This window comes from Nocardioides sp. (assembly GCF_030150155.1).
Classification (GTDB): domain Bacteria; phylum Actinomycetota; class Actinomycetes; order Propionibacteriales; family Nocardioidaceae; genus Nocardioides.
The window spans coordinates 39,051-57,436 of record NZ_JASLGR010000031.1 but is presented as its reverse complement, the minus strand read 5'-3'; the positions used below and the strand labels follow the sequence as shown (position 1 = coordinate 57,436).

Sequence of the window (18,386 nt, the reverse complement as noted above, 5' to 3'; positions counted from 1 at the left end):
ATGACGCGGATCGGCACCAGTGACCTCGACGTGGCAGGCCTCAACCTGGGCGGCAACGTCTTCGGCTGGTCGGCCGACAAGGTCTCCAGCTTCGAGATCCTGGACGCGTTCGTCGCCGACGGCGGCAACTTCATCGACACCGCCGACTCCTACTCGGCGTGGGTGCCGGGCAACTCCGGTGGCGACTCCGAGCTGATCATCGGCTCCTGGATGGCCGAGCGGGGCAACCGTGACCACGTCGTGGTGGCGACGAAGGTCTCCCAGCTCCCGGCCCGCAAGGGCCTCGCGCCCGACAACGTGCGGGCCGCCGTCGACGACTCGCTGCAGCGGCTGCGCACCGACCGCATCGACCTCTACTACGCCCACTACGACGACGCCGACGTTCCGGTCGCCGAGATCGCCGGGGTGTTCAGCGAGCTGGTCGACGCGGGCAAGATCCGCTACCCCGCGATCTCGAACTTCAGTGCCGAGCGGATCGACGGCTGGTTCGCCGCGGTCGAGGCCGACGGGCTGCACGCCCCGGTCGCCCTGCAGCCGCACTACAACCTGGTCGAGCGTGGCTTCGAGACCAACGGACTGCGGGCCGCGGCCGAGCGCTACCAGCTCGGGGTGCTGCCCTACTACGCGCTGGCGGCGGGCTTCCTGACCGGCAAGTACCGCCCCGGTGCGATCGTCGACAGCCCCCGCGCGCAGGGGGCCGCGCGCTACCTGGACAGCCACCTCGGCACCCTGGCCGCGCTCGACGAGATCGGTGCCACCCACGGTGTCTCGCCGACCACGGTGGCGCTGGCCTGGCTGCGCGAGCAGCCGACCGTGGTCGCCCCGATCGCCAGCGCCAGCCGGACCGAGCAGCTGCCCGACCTGATCGCCAGCCTCTCGTTGACGCTCTCCCCGGCCGAGCTCACGACGCTCAGCGAGGCCTGAGCGCCGACGGCGGGAGCGGGCCGAGACCCGGCACGCCCCCGCCCCGCGCCCCTCAGGCGATCGGGCTCTCCACCTGCAGGGCCGGGTCGCCCCACGACTTCGGCTCGCGACCGAAGACCTCCTGGAGCAGCGGCAGGAACTCGCTCATCGGCAGGGTGTCGTAGTCGGGGTCGAAGGAGACCGCGTCCCAGGCGGCGCAGAAGTGCGCGCAGGAGTCGAAGTACTCCGAGTCGCGGTAGCGCTCCCGGGCGTCGGTGCCGATCCCCATCGCCTCGCCGTAGTGGTAGGTCTGGAAGACGCCGTGGTGCTTGACCACCCACCAGGCCTCGTCGCTGACGAACGGCTTGAGGACCGCTGCGGCGACCTCGCTGTGGTTGTCGGGGGAGAGGTCGTCGCCGATGTCGTGCAGCAGTGCGGCCACCACCATGTCGGTGTCGGCGCCCTCGCGCAGCGCACGGGTCGCGCTCTGCAGCGAGTGCGTGTAGCGGTCGATCTGGTAGCCGTAGGTGTGGCCCTGCATCGCCTCCAGCTGGCGGACCAGGTTCGGCACCAGGTTCTCCTTGCGGTGCCGGGCGGCCTCGGCGGCGATCAGTGCGATCTCGTCGGGGGTGGCGTCGTCCATGCTGGTGAAGCTGACCATCTCGAGTGTCATGTGCTCTTCCTTGTCATCGATGGGAGGGGAATGGGTTCACCCGCGCAGGGCGCGCGGGATCGGACTGGGGACGGCGGCGAGCAGGTCGCGGGTGTACTCCCCGCGCGGTGCGTGCAGCACCTGGGTGACGGGGCCCTGCTCGACCACCCGGCCGCGACGCATCACCAGCACGTCGTCGGCGATCACCTCGACCAGGGCCAGGTGGTGGGTGATGAAGAGCAGCGCGAGGCCGAGGTCGCGCTGCATCTCGCCGAGCAGCTCGAGCACCTGGGCCTGCACCGAGACGTCGAGCGCCGCGGTCGGCTCGTCGCAGACCACGAAGTCGGGCTCGACCACCAGTGCCCGGGCGATCGCGACCCGCTGCAGCTGGCCGCCGGAGAGCTCGACGGGGTGACGGCGGGCGAACCGGGCGCCGAGGCCGACCCGGTCCAGCATCGCGGCGGCCTTGGCCTCCCGCTCGGGGCGGGTGCCCAGGCCGTGCACCAGCAGTGGCTCGGCGATCGAGTCCAGGATCGTCATCCGCGGGTTGAGGCAGCTGTACGGGTCCTGGAAGACCATCTGCATCCGGCGCCGCATCTCCCGCATCCGGGCCGGCGACAGCGTGGTCAGCTCGACGCCGTCGAACCGCACCGTGCCCTCGTCGGGGTCGATCAGGCGCAGCACCAGCCGCCCGACGGTCGACTTCCCGGCGCCCGACTCGCCGACCACGGCGACCGATCGGCCTCGGGGGACCACGAACGAGACGTCGTCCACCGCCTTCGCCGCCGCCGTCGTACGTCGACGCAGAGCGGGCCGGCTGAAGGACTTGCCCAGCCCGGAGACCTCCAGCAGGTTCGTCATGCGGTGACCCCTTCCAGGACCAGGTCGGCGGAGCGGTCGCAGCGCACCCGCCGCTCACCCGGCGGCTCCGCCTCGAGGGTGAGCAGGGTCGGGTGCGAGGTGGCGCAGGCGTCGATCCGGTGGGCGCAGCGCGCCTCGAACCGGCAGGTCTGCGACAGCGTCCCGGGCGGCGGGATCGTGCCCGGGATGGCACGCAGCGGCTCCCCGCTGCCCAGTGCCGGGATCGAGCCGAGCAGGCCCGAGGTGTACGGGTGGCGGGGCGTGGTGAAGAGGTCCCCGATCGGGCCCTGCTCGACCACCTCGCCGGCGTACATCACGACGACGCGGTCGGCGACGTCGGCGACCACACCGAGATCGTGGCTGATGAACATCACCGAGAGCCCGGTCTCGTCCTGGACCCGGCGCAGCAGCTGGAGCACCAGCGCCTGCACGGTGACGTCGAGGGCGGTGGTGGGCTCGTCGGCGATCAGCACCGACGGGTTGCCGCACAGGGCCGCCGCGATCGCCAGGCGCTGGGCCATCCCGCCGCTGAACTGGTGCGGGTAGGACTTCGCCCGCTGCTCGGGATCGGGGATCCCGACCGCGTCGAGCATCTCGATCGCCCGGGCCCAGGCCGCCTTGCGGCTCATCCCGAGGTGGACCCGGGCGACCTCGGCGACCTGCTCGCCGGCGGTGTAGGCCGGGTTCAGGCTGCGCAGCGGGTTCTGGAAGATCATCGCGACCTCGCGGCCACGGATCTTGCGCAGCTCGCGCTCGGGCAGGCCGACCAGCTCGCGGCCGCGCAGCCGGATCGAGCCCTGCGCGATCCGGCCGTTCTTGCGGCCGGCCAGGCCCAGCACGGCGGTGGCCGAGACGGTCTTGCCCGAGCCGGACTCGCCGACCAGGGCGAGGGTCTCGCCGGGGTGGAGGGAGAACGAGACGTCCTCGACCACCCGGGTCCAGGTCCTGCCGGTGCGGTACTCCAGGGTGAGGCCCTCGACCTCGAGCAGCGGCTCGGTGGCGGGCGCGGGGGGTGGTGCGGCGTGCAGCGGGGAGGCTGCCGGGCGCTCAGTCATCGTTGTTCCTTCCGGTGGAGACGAGCGTGCGGCGCAGTCCCTCGCCCAGCAGGGTGAAGGCCAGCACGACGCTGAAGATCATCAGTCCGGGGATCCAGACCATGTTCGGCGCGATCGTCATGGTCTGGACGGCGGTGCTGAGCATCGCGCCCCAGCTCGAGGTGGGCGCCTCGACGCCGAGCCCGAGGAAGCTCAGGCTGGCCTCGGCGCTGACCGCGACGCCGAGCGCGACCGAGACCTGCACCAGGATCGCGGGGACGACGTTGGGCAGCACGTGCTTGGACACCACGCGCAGGGGCGTACAGCCGATCGAGAGTGAGGACTCGATGTAGGTCTCGCCCATCACCTCGCTCGTCGCCGCGCGGGTGACGCGGAAGAACTGCGGCGCGAAGATCAGGCCGACCGCAGCCATCGCGTTGGTCAGGCCCGGGCCGAGGACGGCCACGATGGTGAGGGCCAGGATCAGGCCGGGGATCGACATCAGGCCGTCGAAGATCCGCGACAGCAGCGCGTCGAGCCAGCCGCGCCGGTAGCCGGCCACCAGCCCGGTCGGGACACCGATCGCGACGCTCACCCCGACCGCCACGGCCGAGGCCTGCAGCGTCACCCGGGTGCCGTAGATCAGCCGGCTGAGCACGTCGCGGCCGAAGTCGTCGGTGCCCAGCGGGTGCTCCCCGCTGAACGGCTTGAGCCGCTGCATCAGGGACTGGACGTTCGGGTCGTGCGGGGCCAGCAGCGGGGCGAAGATCGCCGCGAGCACGATCAGCAGCAGGTACGCCGCTGCGGTGGCCGCCAGGGGCTCGGTGCGCAGGAAGCGGCGCAGCCGCCCAGGCGTCGCGCCGGGGAGCGTCTGGTCCGGCGTACGGGTGGAGGTACTCATGTCCGCACCTTCGGGTTGAAGTAGCCGTAGGAGATGTCGACCAGCAGGTTGATCACCAGCACGATCAGGGTGGTGAGCGCGACCAGGCCGAGCAGCACCGGGATGTCGCGGGAGAGCACGCTGTTGACCGCGAGCCGGCCGATCCCGGGCAGGTCGAAGACGCTCTCGATCGCGACGGTGCCGCCGAGCACCTGAGCGAACCGGTAGCCGAAGACGGTGGTCACCGGCACCGCCGCGTTCTTGGAGGCGTGCTTGACCAGCACCCGGGGCCGGGACAGGCCGCGGGCCTCGGCGTTGGTGATGTAGTCGAGCCGGAGCACCGAGGAGAGCGCCTGGCGGAACTGCATCGTCACCTCGGCCATCGGCAGCAGCGAGAGCGCCAGGCCGGGCAGGAGGAGGTGGGAGAGCCAGGGCCACAGGCCGGCCGAGAGCGGCTCGTAGCCGATCGAGGGCAGCCAGCCCAGGTTGACCGAGAAGAGCAGCACCAGGACCAGGGCCACCCAGAACGGCGGCAGCGCGATCGCGGCCGAGGCCAGCGCGGTGATCACCCGGTCGACCGGGCGGCCGTGCCGGACGGCGGCGAGCATCCCGGCGCTCAGCCCGACGATCAGGGTGATCGCCATCGCCACCACGACCAGCGAGATGGTGACGGGCAGTCGGTCGCCGATCACGCGGGTGACCGACTGCCCGTTGGCGAGCGAGGAGCCGAGGTCTGCGTGCACCGCGGAGGCCAGCCAGCTGCCGTAGCGGGACAGCAGCGGGTGGTCCAGGCCGAGGGTCGCCCGGATGGCCGCGATCCGTTCAGGGGTCGGGTTCTCCCCGGCCAGCGCCGCCGCCGGGTCACCGGGGGCGAGGTCGACCAGGACGAAGACACAGAACGTGACGGCGATCAGCACCGGGAGGGCGACGCCCAGGCGTCGCAGGGCATACAGAGTCATCGTGCTCTCCGCTCAGTGACCGACCCGGGGGGCGCTGATCGCGCAGCGCCCCCGGGGCGTGGGAACCAGGTGAGGTGCTCGGGTCACTTGGTCTTGCCGATGGTGCGGTAGTTCGGGAAGCCGCTGCGCAGCCACGGCAGCTCGGTGATCCCGCCGATCTTGGCGCTGCGCACCCAGACCTGCTTGCTGCGCACGATCGGCACCCAGACGTCCTTCTCGGCCATCAGGTCCCAGATCTTGAAGTAGTCCTGGGCACGCTGCTCGGTGGTCTTGCTCGGGTCGGCGGCCTCGGTCGGGAGGTTGCCGAGCAGGTCGCCGTGCCCGCGCAGGGCGTCGAAGCCGGCGGTGACGTAGTACGTCAGGGTGCTGGCCGGGTCGGGGGCCGGGCTGGCGTTGATCACCTGGGCGTCGAGCTCGCCGCGGCGGTACATGTCGTCGATCTGGGCGAACGGCACCGACTTCAGGGTGACCTTGATCCCGGCCTTGCCGAGCTGGTCCTGGAGCGCCTGGGCGACGGGCTCGGCGGTGGAGCCGGTGGCGGCGGCGATCGTCAGGGAGGCGCCACCGGCGTCGGTGACGAGCTTCTTGGCGGCCTCGAGGTCGAAGCTGCGGGTGGTCTTCATGTCCGGGTTGTGCGCCCAGAAGCCCTCGGCGTAGAACTGGTCGGCCGCGGTGGCGTTGCCGCTGAACAGGCCGTCGACCATCTCCTCGCGGTTGACCGCCAGCGCGATCGCCTTGCGGATCTCGGGCTTCTTCAGGTCACCGCGCTCGGCGTTGAGCATCAGCATCACCGGCGTCGCCTGGGTGACCAGGTCGCCCTCGAACGCACCCTGCTTCATCTTGGCCAGCGACTCCTGCACCGGGGAGGCGCCGGAGATCTGGGCGACGTCGAGGTCACCGGTCTGGACGCCGTTGATCCGGGCGGCCTGGTCGACGACGGTGCGGACCACCATCGTCTTGGCGTAGGCGGTGTCCTTGTTCCAGTAGTTGTCGTTGCGGGTGTAGTCGACCTCCTGGCCCGAGGTGACCTTGGTCGGGACGTACGGGCCGGAGCCGGCCGTACCGGGGTCGGTGGCGAGCTGGGCCCCACCGTTCGCGAACGCCTTCGGGCTGACCATCATGCCGGCGTTGAGGGTGAAGGCGGCGGGCAGCTCGGCGCCCTCGCCCTTGACCAGGTCGAGCTTGACGGTGGTCGGGTCGACGACGGTGATCTTGGTGATCGGCTCCAGGGTGGCGACCAGGGCGCTGCCGGCCAGGGTCTTGCCGCGCTCGAGGTTCGCCTTGACCACGCTGGCGTCGAACTTCGTGCCGTCGTTGAACGTGACGTCGTCGCGGAGCTTGAGGGTCAGGCTGGAGCCGTCGGCGGCGAACTCCCACGACGTCGCCAGCATCGGCTTCACGTTGTAGTCGGAGTCCATCTGGGTGAGCGAGTCGTAGATCAGGAACGTGAACGTGTTCTGGCCGATGTTGTTCTGCAGTGCCGGGTCGAGGATCGTCGACGGCGAGGCGGTGCCGATCGTGATCGTGGCGTTGCGGTCGTAGCTGCTCGGGTCGGCCTTCGAGGTCGAGCCCGTCCCGGTCGTGCCGGTGTCGGAGCCGCCGGAGCCGCAGGCGGCGAGCGGGGCGATCAGCAGGGCGGAGATCAGCGCTGCGGTGGTGGTCCGCCAGCGGCGGGGGGCGGTCAACGGCTCGGCTCTCAACATCGGGTGGTGCCCTTCAACTCGGCCAGCGCTCAGGCGCGGGGGTCGGGTGCCGTGAGGACGGATGTGCCACGGCTCGCGCGGTCACGGCGACCGGAATCGGCTGTGACCCGCATCACGTGAAGGTAGGAGGTTTCGGCCTCCAGGGCAAGAGTAATGCCCAAATCTTTTAATAGATTCGAACGGGCTGAGCGGCGTGGGCGGGGCGATCTGGGGAAGTTAGGGTGGGCTACCTACCTATGAATGTTCAAGAGGTATAGGTTGCAGATCACTCCGTGAGTGAGCGACGTCGGCGCGTGCCGGCCGAGCGACGCCGGGGCACGACGCACGACGGCCCCGGCGAGGCCTCCGCAGCGTTCGCGGAGGCCCGACCGGGGCCGTGACGGAGAGGGGGAGGAGGCGCTCAGCCGCCCTGGCCGACGTCACCCCAGGCGGCCTTCGCCCCCGAGTCGCCGACCCGGTAGACCTGGACGCCCGCCGCGACGGCGGCGACCAGGGCGAGGATCGCCACGACCCAGGTCACCGCGGCCGGTGCCGAGGTGCCGCGCTGGCCCTCGGGGCGCTCCGTGGCCGGCGTACGACGACCCAGCAGGACCCAGACGAGGAGCAGGACCAGGAGGGGGATCGCGAACCAGATCAGCTGGTCGCCCAGCGCCGCGTGACGGCCCGGGTCGCCGACCTTCTTCTCCAGGGACTCACCGCTGGAGGTGGCGACCGGGATCAGGGCGGTGGCGACCGCCGCGATCGCGACGATCGGCCAGCCGTAGTGCCGGCGCCACGAGGGCCGCAGGACGAGGGCGATCGTGCCGAGGATCGCGAGCGGGAGGAGCACCACGACCGCGTGCACGACGAGGGGGTGCACCGGCAGACCGTTGAAGGTGTCGAACATGGCCCCAGTCTGCTCGCACCATGCGCCTGCGCACATGATCTCAACCTGAACGTTCATCCGATCGAGCCGAAATGACCCGGAGAAGCCACTGACCCCAGCGGTCGAGGCCGGGGCCTCGTCCGCTGGGGTCAGGACGTGATCGTCGCGATCAGTTGATCTGGAGCACCTTCGCGGTGCGGGTCAGCGTCTCCACGGCCAGGGCCGGGTTGTCACCGAGCTTCGTGCCGTACGTCGGCACCAGCTCAGCCAGCTTGGGGGCCCAGCCCGCGAACTCGGCGGGGAAGCACTTGTGCAGCACCTCGAGCATGATCGGGGTGGCCGTCGAGGCGCCCGGGGAGGCACCGAGCAGGCCCGCCACGGTGCCCTTGCGGCCGGTGATGACCTCGGTGCCGAACTGGAGGGTGCCGTCGGGGCGGATCACCTGGACACGCTGACCGGCGGTGATCTTCTCCCAGTCGCCGGCCTGAGCGGCGGGGAAGTACTCGTGGATCGAGGAGAACTTCTTGCTCTTGGACTTGAACACCTCGGTGACCAGGTATTTCGTCAGCGGGATGTTGTGCCGCGCGACCTTGAGCATCGGGCCCAGGTTGCCGCCGTTGATCGAGCCGAAGAAGTCCAGGAACGACCCCTTCTTGAGGAACTTGGGGGTCCAGCCGGCGTACGGGCCGAAGAGCAGGTGGCGGCGGCCGTCGATCACGCGGGTGTCGAGGTGCGGCACCGACATCGGCGGGGCGCCGACGGCGGCCTGGCCGTAGACCTTCGCCAGGTGCTGGTCGACCAGCTCGGGCTTGGAGGTGCGCAGGAACTCACCGGAGACCGGGAAGCCGCCGAAGCCGCGGATCTCCTCGACGTTGGCCTTCTGCAGCAGCGGCAGGGCGCGGCCGCCGGCACCGACGAAGAGGAAGTCCGCGGTGTAGTGGAACTTCTCCTTGGTGTGGCGGTCCTTGCCCATCACGTGCCAGGTGCCGTCGTTGGTCTGCTGGATGCGCTTGACGTCGGCGCCGAGGCGGACGGTGGCGCCCTGGGCGACCAGGTTCTCGGTGAGTAGCTTGGTCAGCGTGCCGAAGTCGACGTCGGTGCCGGCCTCGTGGAACGTGGCGGCGAGCTTCTCGCCGGGCTTGCGGCCGTTGATCAGCAGCGGGGCCCAGGCCTTGATCACCTCGGGGTCCTCGGAGTACTGCATCCCGGCGAAGAGCGGGTGGTCCTTGATCGCCTCGTAGCGGGCCTTGAGGAACGCCACGTTCGCGTCGCCCCAGACGAAGGACATGTGCGGGGTGGTGCGGATGAACGCGGCCGGCTCCGGGATGGCGCCGGACTCGACCAGGTAGGACCAGAGCTGGCGGGAGAGCTGGAACTGCTCGTTGACCGCGACGGCCTTGGAGATCTCGACGGTGCCGTCGGCCTTCTGCGGCGTGTAGTTGAGCTCGCACAGCGCCGAGTGGCCGGTGCCGGCGTTGTTCCACGGACCGGAGGACTCCTCGGCGAGGCCGTCGAGGCGCTCCAGCAGCGTGATGTGCCAGGTCGGCTCGAGCTGCTGCAGGAAGGTGCCGAGCGTCGCACTCATGATGCCGCCGCCGACGAGGACGACATTCTTCTCAGTGGGAAGTGCACTGGTGGAGCTGTCCATACGTGTCATTCTGGACCTGAACTACCCCAGGTAACGATTCGGGGTCAACGATCCGTACGTCACAACCCTGCGCGCGCACCCCGCGCGTGAGGGGCGTGCTCGCGGCCTAGGCTTCGGACATGCCGAGCATGCCTGCCGCCCATCGTGACTGGATCGACGAGGCGGTGCGCCGGGTCGAGGCCGACTCCAACCGCAGTGCCGACACCCACCTGCACGTGCTGGGCCTTCCGGCCCCGATCGGCGAGGCCGGCCTGGAGCTCTACCTCAAGGACGAGTCGGTCCACCCGACCGGATCGCTCAAGCACCGCCTGGCCCGCTCGCTGTTCCTCTACTCGCTGTGCAACGGTTGGCTCGGGCCGGACTCGACCGTGGTGGAGGCCTCCTCGGGGTCGACCGCGGTGAGCGAGGCCTACTTCGCCCGACTGATCGGGCTGCCGTTCGTGGCCGTCATGCCGCGCTCGACGTCTCCGGCCAAGATCGCCCTGATCGAGTGGTACGGCGGCACCTGCGCGTTCGTCGACAGTGCCGGTGAGGTCTACGACGAGGCCCGGAGGATCGCCGCCGAGCGTGGCGGGCACTACATGGACCAGTTCACCTACGCCGAGCGGGCCACCGACTGGCGCGGGAACAACAACATCGCCGAGTCGATCTTCGCCCAGCTGGAGTGCGAGCAGCACCCGGTCCCGGCCTGGATCGTGGTCTCGGCCGGCACCGGTGGCACTTCGGCCACGATCGGCCGCTACCTGCGCTACCGGCGGCACTCCACCCGTCTGCTGGTGGCCGACCCGGAGGGCTCGGCGTTCTTCGACGGCTGGGCCGCCGACACCTCGGACGCGGTCGGCCGCGGCTCCCGGATCGAGGGGATCGGCCGGCCCCGGGTGGAGCCGTCCTTCGTCGGCGGCGTGGTCGACGACATGGTCAGGGTCCCCGACGGCGCCAGCGTGGCCACGATGCGCTGGGTCAGCGAGCGGCTGGGGCGCACCGTCGGCCCCTCGACCGGCACCAACGTGTGGGCCTCCCTGCAGCAGATGGACCGGATGCGTGCCGCGGGGGAGTCGGGCAGTGTGGTGACGTTGCTGTGCGACTCCGGGGAGCGCTACGGGTCGACGTACTACTCCGACGACTGGCTCGCCGAGCAGGGCATCGACCCCACGCCGTGGGTCGAGGCGCTGGCCTCCTACGACCTGACCGGGGTCGTGCCGAAGGTCTGAGTAGAGACACCGGGTCGGGGCCCGCGAAAAAGTTTCTCCGAAGTCGCGTCATGGGGTTCCCGGCGGTCCGTCTCTCCCACGAGGGTCGTCCACCGGTGGGGGGTGGACGACCCTCACCTCGGTCGCCCCTCGGTCCTCGCAGGATCGCCTGGGTGGGACCTCCGCGCTCGGCGGCAGCACCGTCGTGCACGATGGGGGCATGTCGATCTCTGTCCCGACCGGTGCCGCGATCTCTCCTGACTCCGGGGAGCACTGGAGTGCGCCCGGTGCGGTCCGGGTCGAGGAGGGGCTCTACCGGATCCCGTTGCCGCTGCCGATGGACGGCCTCAAGGCGATCAACGTCTACGTGCTGGAGACCGCCGAGGGCCTGACCCTGATCGACGGCGGCTGGGCGATCACCGAGGGCCGAGCCGCGCTGGAGGCGGGTCTGAAGCAGATCGGCCGCCGGTTCACCGACATCCGGCGCTTCCTGGTCACCCACGTGCACCGCGACCACTACTCGCTGGCCCGCACGCTCGGCACCGAGGTCGGCGCCGACGTCACGCTCGGCCTCGGCGAGAAGCCGACGTTCGACATCATGGCCGACCCGGAGGGCTCCGAGGGGCCGAACATGGTCGACCAACTCCGCGAGGCTGGCGCGTTCGAGATCGCCGAGGTCTTCGAGTCCTTCGACGCCGACGACGGTCGGGACCCGCGCTCGAACGCCTACCCCGACACCTGGCTCGACGGCGACCAGCAGATCCGGGTCGGGGAGCGGACCCTGGACGCGGTGCACACCCCGGGCCACACCCAGGGCCACTTCGTCTTCGCCGATCAGGCCGCCGGGGTGCTCTTCGCCGGTGACCACGTGCTGCCCACGATCACCCCGTCGATCGGCTTCGAGCCGGCCGTGGTCGACCAGCCGCTGCGCGACTTCATGAACTCCCTGACCCGCGTCCGCGAGCTGCCCGACCTGCGGCTGCTGCCCGCCCACGGCCCTGTCGCGCCGTCCACGCACGCCCGGGTCGACCAGCTCCTGGCCCACCACGAGCAGCGGCTCTCGCTCTGCCTCGACGCCCTGGCCGGCGCCGGGTCGAAGAACTCGCTCGTGGTGGCGAACGACCTGCCCTGGACGCGGCACGAGCACGCCTTTTCCACCTTGGATATGTTCAATGCGGCCCTCGCCGTGATGGAGACCAAGGCTCACCTGGAGCTCCTCGTCGCCCGCGGACAGGCCACCCGTGCCGTCACTGCCGACGGCGTGGAGTTCACCCTCGCCTGACCAGGAGCATCATGTCGTCGCCGTACACCCAGCCCGCCCGCTGGACCCCGCAGCGTCTCTTCCGCACCGTCGCGGTGGCGGAGGCGATCACCTGGACGCTGCTGCTGATCGGGATGGTGCTCAAGTACGTCACCGACACCACCGAGCTGGGGGTGCGGATCGGCGGGATGCTGCACGGCGTGGTCTTCATCGCCTACTGCCTGACCACCATCGTGGTGGGCGTGGACGAGCGGTGGAAGGTACGCCGGATCGTGCTCGGCCTGGCCTCCTCGATCCCGCCGTTCTTCACCATCTGGTTCGACCTGGCCGCTGAGGCCAAGGGCTGGTTCACCGGCTCCTGGCGGCTGGCCACGCAGGCCCCGCGCACGGTCGTGGAGAAGGTCGTCAGCTGGCTGATCCGCAAGCCCGGCCAGGGCCTGATCGCCGCGATCGTCGCCGTCGCCGTGCTGACCTGCATCGCCCTGCTGGTCGGCCCTCCCGCCAGCAGCTGACCCCTCCCGCCCTGCCTCCCACGGCAGTGGCGTGGTTACACTCCCCGGGTCAGACAGGGGAGCCCTGAGGTGCATCGCACCGCCCGGGCTGAGAGTGCGGAAACGGATCCGCAGACCCTCCGAACCTGCACCGGTTAGCACCGGCGAAGGGAGTCGTGATGCGGAAGCGCGCACGTACCAAGTCCACTCTGCCCGCCCACACCTCGATGGCTGCGGCCGCGGCGGCCGTCCTGGCCTCCAGCCTCATCCTGTCCGGATGTGGCTCCGATGCGTCCTCGGGCGCCTCGGCGGGTGCCTCGAAGGCGCCGACCACGCTCACCGTGGTCACCCATGACTCGTTCTCCCTGCCCGACGCCCTGATCAAGGGGTTCGAGAAGGAGAGCGGTCTGACGGTGAAGCTCGTCGCCAGCGGTGACGCCGGCCAGCTCACCAACAAGCTCGTGCTGACCAAGGACAGCCCGATGGGCGACGTCGCGTTCGGTGTGGACAACACCTTCGCCTCGCGGGCGCTGGAGGCCGGCGTCTTCGCCGACGGCACCCGGGTCGACAGCGCTGCCGGGGCGAAGGCCTACGACCTGCCCGGCGACGACAAGGGCGCGCTGACCCCGGTCGACAACGGCAACGTCTGCCTCAACGTCGACACCACCTGGTTCGCGAAGCACAGCCTCACCCCGCCGAGCACCCTCGACGACCTGCTCAAGCCGGCCTACAAGAACCTCACGGTGCTCCCCGGCGCCGCCACCTCCTCGCCGGGGATGGCGTTCCTGCTGACCACGATCGCCGCCGAGGGCGACAGCTGGCCGACATACTGGAAGAAGCTCATCGCCAACGGTGCCGAGCTGACCCAGGGCTGGTCGGACGCCTACGAGGTCGACTTCACCGCCGGTGGTGGCAAGGGCACCAAGCCGATCGTGCTGAGCTACGACTCCAGCCCGGCCTTCACCGTGGCCGACGGCAAGACCAGCACCCAGGCGCTGCTCGACACCTGCTTCACCCAGGTCGAGTACGCCGGCGTCCTCACCGGGGCGAAGAACCCCGACGGGGCGAAGAAGTTCCTCGACTTCCTGCTCACCCCGGCGGTGCAGAAGGCGCTGCCCGACGCGATGTACGTCTTCCCGGTGGTCGCCGACACCCCGCTGCCCGCCGACTGGGCGGCCTTCGCGCCGCGGCCGACGAAGCCGTGGACCGTCGACCCGGCCCAGATCGACTCCCACCGCGATGAGTGGCTGCGGACGTGGACCGACGTGACCAGTCGCTGAGGCGACGGTTCCGTCCCGCACTGATCCTGCTCGGTGCGGCAGTCCCGCTCGCCGTCCTGGGAGTCTTCTTCCTGGTGCCGGTGAGCGGGATGGTCAGCCGCGGCTTCCAGCCGACGTACGACGGCACCGGCGGCGGTGTGGGCGGCGTGCTGAGCGTGCTCGGCCGACCCCGGGTCCATCGGGTGCTCTGGTTCACCCTGTGGTCCTCGGGGCTGGCCGCGACGCTGACGGTGCTGCTCGGCGTGCCGGCGGCCTCGGTGCTCTACCGGCTGCGCTGGCGCGGTCGGGGCGTGGTCAGGGCGCTGGTACTGACCCCGTTCGTGATCCCGACCGTGGTGGTCGGGATCGCGATCCGCCAGCTCCTCACCGACGGCGGGCTGCTCGGCGGGCTCGGCCTGGACCACTCCGCCGCCGCGATCGTCGGGGCCCTGGTCTTCTTCAACATCCCGGTCGTGGTCCGCACCGTCGGCCTGGCCTGGGAGAGCCTCGACCCCGAGCCCGGTGAGGCCGCCGCGCTGCTCGGGGCCGGCCCGTTCACCCAGTTCCGGCGGATCACCCTGCCCGCGCTCGCCCCCGCGATCGCCGGCTCGGCGGCGGTGACGTTCCTCTTCTGCGCGACCGCGTTCGGCATCGTGCTGATGCTCGGCGGGCTGCGCTACTCCAGCGTCGAGACCGAGATCTACCTGCTCACCACCAACCTGCTCGACCTCCAGGGCGCGGCGGCGCTGTCGCTGCTCCAGCTCGCCGTGGTGATCGTGCTGCTCGGGGTCACGTCCCGGTTCCAGCGCCCGGTGGACGCCGAGCGCGGGCCCGCGGCACCGCGTCGGGCCGCGCGTGCCGACGTACCGGCGATCGCAGTGACGGCCCTGGTCGTGATCGTGATCGCGACCCCGCTGCTCACCCTGGTCTCGGGCAGTCTCCAGCGCGACGGGGCCTGGACCCTGGCGAACTACACGTCGCTGTTCGAGACCGCCGGACCGGCGATCAGGACCAGCCTGATCACCACCGCCGAGGCGACGGCACTGGCGATGCTGCTCGGCGGCTGGGTGGCGGCGATGGTGAGCCGTCCCTCGCTGAGCCCGACCGAGGCCCGCGTACGCCGAGGCCTGGACGCCGTCTTCATGCTGCCGCTCGGGGTCTCGGCGGTCACGCTCGGCTTCGGCTTCCTGATCACCCTCGGCTCGTGGCGCGACAGCCCGTGGCTGGTCCCGATCGCGCAGGCGCTGGTGGCGCTGCCGCTGGTGGTCCGCACCCTGGTCCCGGTCTGGGCCGGGGTCGACGACCAGCTCCGCGACGCCGCCGCGACGCTCGGTGCGAGCACCCGGCAGATCCTGCTCCGGATCGACCTGCCGCTGGTGCGCAGTGCCTTCATCTCGGCGGCGGGGCTGGCCGCGGCGGTCTCGCTTGGCGAGTTCGGGGCGACCAGCTTCCTGGCCCGCGACGGCCATCCGACGCTGCCGATCCTGATCTACCGGCTGCTCTCCCACCCCGGAGCGGCGAACTTCGGCGGCGCGCTGGCGGCCTCCGTCGTGCTGGCCGCGCTAAGTGCCGCGGTGCTGGTCATCGGCGAGAGGGTCGCCTTACCCCGTCGACGGTAAAGTGTCATTCCGTGTATCGCCGTGCCCAGTTGTTGCTCCTGATCAACGCAGTCGGCATCGGTGCCGCGGCCGTCATCGTGTCGATCGCCAGCGGCAAGCCGTTGGTCGACCCCGACGGCAGCTTCCTGGGCCCGTCCTGGATGCGGCTGCCGCTGCTGCTCGCGGCCGCGATCCTGCTCGACCTGCTGCCCCGCACGCTGTGGTTCTCGCGCTGCCGTCCCGCGCAGATGCTGCCGGTGCTGCGCGAGCGGATCGGCACCCACTGGAACCGTGAACGGCTGACCCTGGTCGCCGTCGGCGTGATCGCGTTCTACGTCATCTACGTGTCGTACCGGAACCTCAAGTCGGCGCTGCCGTCCCTGATCCACTCGCAGTACGACCACGAGCTGCACCTGATCGACAGGGCGCTCTTCTTCGGCCACGAGCCGGGCGCGGTGCTGCAGGACATCTTCGGCACCCACATCCTGGCGTTCTTCTTCAGCTACGTGTACCTGTGGTTCCTGCCGCTGGTGCCGATCGCGGTGACCTGCTGGCTGGTCTGGTCGAAGAACCTCGGCTACGGCTACTGGTTCGTCTGCTCCCAGGGCCTGGCCTGGACGCTGGGCACGATCTCGTACTACATGCTGCCCACGATCGGTCCGGGCCTGCAGTACCCCTACGTCTACACGCCGCTGACCCACACCCCGACCACGGACCTGATGGACTCGCTGGTCAACGCCCGCCACACAGCGTTGTGGGACCAGCAGGCCAACGCCGCCCAGACCGTCGCCGGCTTCGCCTCGCTGCACACCGCGATCACGCTGCTGGTCGCGCTGATGGTGCAGTACACGCTGCGTCAGCGCTGGATCAAGATCCTGTTCTGGGTGAACTTCGGCGTCACCGTCTGCGCCACGCTCTACTTCGGCTGGCACTACGTCAGCGACGACGTCGCCGGCGTGCTGATCGCGCTCGCGTCGTTCTACTTCGGCGGCCTCGCCAGCGGGCAGAGGTTCCGACGCAAGGGCACCGTCTCACCCGAGCCGGTGCCGGAGGTTGCTCAGGTCCACTAGCGTCAGGGGCATGGGGGACGAATCCGTGCCGACCGACCTGACCACCGCCCTGCACCAGATCCTCGCCGGCCCGCACGCCGACGTCCGCGCGCGGGTGCTCGAAGGCCTGGGGCCGTACGCCTCGGTGCTGAGTGAGGCCGAGGAGCTCGGCTTCGAGGAGTTCCGCGAACGCGTCCGCGAGGTGGTGCTCGAGCTCGCCGACTCCGGCCTGACAGTGCTCGGCTTCCCGACCGAGTACGGCGGCGGGGGCGACGTCGGCGCGTCGATCGCGGCGTTCGAGACGCTGGCCCACGGCGACCTGTCGGTGCTGGTCAAGGTGGGGGTGCAGTTCGGTCTCTTCGGCGGCGCGATCCTCCAGCTCGGGACGCAGCGGCACCACGACGCCTACCTCGACGACCTGATCCACGGTCGGGTGCTGGGCTGCTTCGCCATGACCGAGCACGGCCACGGCTCCAACGTCGCCGCGATCGGCACCGTCGCGACCTACGACCCCGCGAGCGAGGAGTTCGTCCTCACCACCACGGCCGAGGACGCCTACAAGGACTACATCGGCAACGCCGCCGAGCATGCCGAGCTCGCGGTGGTCTTCGCCCGGCTGGAGATCGAGGGCGAGTCGCAGGGCGTGCACGCGTTCGTGGCGCGGATCCGGGAGCACGGTCCCGACGGGCGGGCGGGGCGGCCCGTGGCCGGCGTACGGATTGCTGACGACGGCCGCAAGATGGGCCTCAACGGCGTCGACAACGGCCGGATCTGGTTCGACGGCCTGCGGATCCCGCGGGAGAGCCTGCTCAACCGGTTCGCCGACGTGGCCGCCGACGGCACCTACGCCAGCCCGATCGAGTCGGTGAACCGGCGCTTCTTCACCATGCTCGGCACCCTGATCCAGGGTCGGGTCTCGGTCGGCGGCGCGGCGGTGACGGCGAGCAAGGTCGCCCTGACCATCGCGATCCGCTACGCGTTGCAGCGCCGCCAGTTCGAGGGCGGCGAGGACGGGGCCGAGACGCTGCTGCTCGACTACGGCCAGCACCAGCGCCGGCTGCTGCCGCTGCTGGCGCGCAGCTATGCGCTGACCTTCGCCCAGGAGGTGCTGGTCGACCAGCTGCACGCCTCGTTCAACGCGGCGCCCGAGACCGAGAGCGGCGATGAGGCGCCCGAGGAGCGCCGCGAGCTGGAGTCACGCGCGGCCGGCACCAAGGCGGTCGCGACCTGGCACGCCACCCGGACCATCCAGGAGTGCCGCGAGGCCTGCGGCGGATCCGGCTACCTGGCCGAGAACCGGTTCGCCGCGCTCAAGGCCGACACCGACGTCTTCACCACCTTCGAGGGCGACAACACGGTGCTGATCCAGCTGGTCGCCAAGGGCCTGCTGACCAACTACTCGGGGGAGTTCTCCTCGATGGACCAGCTCGACCTGGTCCGCTTCGTCGCCGGCCAGGCGGTCGAGACGGTGGTGGAGAAGACCCAGGTGCACAAGCTCCTGGAGCGGGTCCGCGACCTGCTGCCGAGCGGCGAGGGCGCCGGTCGGGAGCCCGACATCCGCGACGCCGACTACCACCAGGCGATGCTGCGCTTCCGCGAGGAGCACATGCTCGCCGGGGTGGCACGGCGGCTCAAGGGCGGCGTCGACCGCGGTACGCCGGCCGGGACGGTCTTCTCCCACGTCCAGGACCACGTCATCGCCCTCGGTCACGCCCACGTCGACCGACTGGTGCACGAGGCGTTCGCCGACCGGGTCGCCGGTCTGGAGGAGGGGCCGGTCCGGGACCTGCTCGACCTGGTCGCCGACCTGCACGCGCTCAGCGTGATCGAGGCCGATCGGGCCTGGTGGATGGAGCACGGCCGGCTCTCGGTGCAGCGCAGCAAGGCGATCACGGCGGAGATCAACCGGCTGTGCCGCGAGCTGCGGCCGCACGCACGGACCCTGGTCGACGCGTTCGGGATCCCCGAGGCGTTCCTGTCCACCGGCCGGGCCGAGGACCAGTGAGCTCGCCTCAGGCCTGACCTGGGGACAA

The 18,386-nt window shown here is 70.6% G+C and carries 16 protein-coding genes and 1 riboswitch; of the genes, 8 read left to right on the top strand and 8 right to left on the bottom strand.

What is annotated here, in order from left to right; translation table 11 throughout:
* The gene (locus Q1V88_RS09150) at positions 1-924 is read left to right on the top strand and encodes an aldo/keto reductase (protein WP_300680662.1); all 924 of its coding nucleotides are present in this window, start codon (positions 1-3) and stop codon (positions 922-924) included.
* Between the two features lie 52 nt (positions 925-976).
* On the opposite strand, the gene Q1V88_RS09145 is transcribed toward Q1V88_RS09150, so the two are convergent.
* From Q1V88_RS09145 to Q1V88_RS09110, 8 genes are all read right to left on the bottom strand, one after another.
* Positions 977-1,576 carry an HD domain-containing protein gene (locus Q1V88_RS09145; RefSeq protein ID WP_300680661.1) on the bottom strand — a complete coding sequence of 200 codons (600 nt, stop codon included), beginning with the start codon at positions 1,574-1,576 and terminating at the stop codon, positions 977-979.
* A gap of 36 nt (positions 1,577-1,612) precedes the next feature.
* Positions 1,613-2,416: an ATP-binding cassette domain-containing protein gene (locus Q1V88_RS09140; RefSeq protein ID WP_300680659.1), complete on the bottom strand. Its 804-nt coding sequence runs from the start codon at positions 2,414-2,416 to the stop codon at positions 1,613-1,615.
* Entirely contained in the window at positions 2,413-3,471 is a 1,059-nt protein-coding gene (locus Q1V88_RS09135) for an ABC transporter ATP-binding protein (RefSeq protein ID WP_300680657.1), read from the bottom strand. Before Q1V88_RS09135 ends, Q1V88_RS09140 begins: the two co-directional genes overlap by 4 nt.
* Positions 3,464-4,351 carry an ABC transporter permease gene (locus tag Q1V88_RS09130; protein ID WP_300680655.1) on the bottom strand — a complete coding sequence of 296 codons (888 nt, stop codon included), beginning with the start codon at positions 4,349-4,351 and terminating at the stop codon, positions 3,464-3,466. Before Q1V88_RS09130 ends, Q1V88_RS09135 begins: the two co-directional genes overlap by 8 nt.
* Positions 4,348-5,289, bottom strand: a complete 942-nt coding sequence (locus Q1V88_RS09125; RefSeq protein ID WP_300680653.1) for an ABC transporter permease — start codon at positions 5,287-5,289, stop codon at positions 4,348-4,350. Before Q1V88_RS09125 ends, Q1V88_RS09130 begins: the two co-directional genes overlap by 4 nt.
* Before the next feature lie 83 nt (positions 5,290-5,372).
* On the bottom strand, positions 5,373-6,974 hold the full coding sequence (locus Q1V88_RS09120) for an ABC transporter substrate-binding protein (protein ID WP_300680651.1): 1,602 nt from the start codon (positions 6,972-6,974) through the stop codon (positions 5,373-5,375).
* A 418-nt stretch (positions 6,975-7,392) separates the two neighbouring features.
* Positions 7,393-7,878 (bottom strand): DUF2231 domain-containing protein, encoded by a 486-nt coding sequence (locus tag Q1V88_RS09115; protein ID WP_300680649.1) that lies wholly within the window; start codon positions 7,876-7,878, stop codon positions 7,393-7,395.
* 148 nt (positions 7,879-8,026) lie between these two features.
* Complete coding sequence (locus Q1V88_RS09110) at positions 8,027-9,505, bottom strand: malate:quinone oxidoreductase (protein WP_300680647.1); 1,479 nt, start codon at positions 9,503-9,505, stop codon at positions 8,027-8,029.
* Positions 9,506-9,633: 128 nt separating this feature from the next.
* Here Q1V88_RS09110 and Q1V88_RS09105 point away from each other — a divergent pair, with 128 nt between their 5' ends.
* The 7 genes from Q1V88_RS09105 (at position 9,634) to Q1V88_RS09075 (ending at position 18,358) form a co-directional block, all read left to right on the top strand.
* On the top strand, positions 9,634-10,716 hold the full coding sequence (locus Q1V88_RS09105; protein WP_300680885.1) for a PLP-dependent cysteine synthase family protein: 1,083 nt from the start codon (positions 9,634-9,636) through the stop codon (positions 10,714-10,716).
* A gap of 199 nt (positions 10,717-10,915) precedes the next feature.
* On the top strand, positions 10,916-11,977 hold the full coding sequence (locus Q1V88_RS09100) for an MBL fold metallo-hydrolase (RefSeq protein ID WP_300680646.1): 1,062 nt from the start codon (positions 10,916-10,918) through the stop codon (positions 11,975-11,977).
* An 11-nt stretch (positions 11,978-11,988) separates the two neighbouring features.
* Positions 11,989-12,468 (top strand): DUF3817 domain-containing protein, encoded by a 480-nt coding sequence (locus Q1V88_RS09095; RefSeq protein ID WP_300680645.1) that lies wholly within the window; start codon positions 11,989-11,991, stop codon positions 12,466-12,468.
* A 45-nt stretch (positions 12,469-12,513) separates the two neighbouring features.
* A riboswitch (TPP riboswitch) is annotated at positions 12,514-12,637 on the top strand.
* Complete coding sequence (locus Q1V88_RS09090) at positions 12,627-13,727, top strand: thiamine ABC transporter substrate-binding protein (protein WP_300680643.1); 1,101 nt, start codon at positions 12,627-12,629, stop codon at positions 13,725-13,727. It overlaps the preceding riboswitch by 11 nt.
* Positions 13,703-15,325 carry an iron ABC transporter permease gene (locus Q1V88_RS09085; protein WP_300680642.1) on the top strand — a complete coding sequence of 541 codons (1,623 nt, stop codon included), beginning with the start codon at positions 13,703-13,705 and terminating at the stop codon, positions 15,323-15,325. The genes Q1V88_RS09090 and Q1V88_RS09085 overlap by 25 nt, the downstream gene beginning before the upstream one ends.
* An 11-nt stretch (positions 15,326-15,336) precedes the next feature.
* Positions 15,337-16,374 carry a phosphatase PAP2 family protein gene (locus Q1V88_RS09080; protein WP_300680641.1) on the top strand — a complete coding sequence of 346 codons (1,038 nt, stop codon included), beginning with the start codon at positions 15,337-15,339 and terminating at the stop codon, positions 16,372-16,374.
* A 10-nt stretch (positions 16,375-16,384) separates the two neighbouring features.
* Positions 16,385-18,358 (top strand): acyl-CoA dehydrogenase, encoded by a 1,974-nt coding sequence (locus Q1V88_RS09075; protein WP_300680640.1) that lies wholly within the window; start codon positions 16,385-16,387, stop codon positions 18,356-18,358.
* Positions 18,359-18,386 lie beyond the last annotated feature (28 nt).

Excerpts from the sequence above, each read along its gene's own strand:
- Q1V88_RS09150 (WP_300680662.1), top strand. The coding sequence starts at position 1 with ATGACGCGGATCGGCACCAGTGACCTCGACGTGGCAGGCCTCAACCTG.
- Q1V88_RS09145 (WP_300680661.1), bottom strand. The coding sequence starts at position 1,576 with ATGACACTCGAGATGGTCAGCTTCACCAGCATGGACGACGCCACCCCC.
- Q1V88_RS09140 (WP_300680659.1), bottom strand. The coding sequence starts at position 2,416 with ATGACGAACCTGCTGGAGGTCTCCGGGCTGGGCAAGTCCTTCAGCCGG.
- Q1V88_RS09135 (WP_300680657.1), bottom strand. The coding sequence starts at position 3,471 with ATGACTGAGCGCCCGGCAGCCTCCCCGCTGCACGCCGCACCACCCCCC.
- Q1V88_RS09130 (WP_300680655.1), bottom strand. The coding sequence starts at position 4,351 with ATGAGTACCTCCACCCGTACGCCGGACCAGACGCTCCCCGGCGCGACG.
- Q1V88_RS09125 (WP_300680653.1), bottom strand. The coding sequence starts at position 5,289 with ATGACTCTGTATGCCCTGCGACGCCTGGGCGTCGCCCTCCCGGTGCTG.
- Q1V88_RS09115 (WP_300680649.1), bottom strand. The coding sequence starts at position 7,878 with ATGTTCGACACCTTCAACGGTCTGCCGGTGCACCCCCTCGTCGTGCAC.
- Q1V88_RS09110 (WP_300680647.1), bottom strand. The coding sequence starts at position 9,505 with ATGGACAGCTCCACCAGTGCACTTCCCACTGAGAAGAATGTCGTCCTC.
- Q1V88_RS09105 (WP_300680885.1), top strand. The coding sequence starts at position 9,634 with ATGCCTGCCGCCCATCGTGACTGGATCGACGAGGCGGTGCGCCGGGTC.
- Q1V88_RS09100 (WP_300680646.1), top strand. The coding sequence starts at position 10,916 with ATGTCGATCTCTGTCCCGACCGGTGCCGCGATCTCTCCTGACTCCGGG.
- Q1V88_RS09095 (WP_300680645.1), top strand. The coding sequence starts at position 11,989 with ATGTCGTCGCCGTACACCCAGCCCGCCCGCTGGACCCCGCAGCGTCTC.
- Q1V88_RS09090 (WP_300680643.1), top strand. The coding sequence starts at position 12,627 with ATGCGGAAGCGCGCACGTACCAAGTCCACTCTGCCCGCCCACACCTCG.
- Q1V88_RS09075 (WP_300680640.1), top strand. The coding sequence starts at position 16,385 with ATGGGGGACGAATCCGTGCCGACCGACCTGACCACCGCCCTGCACCAG.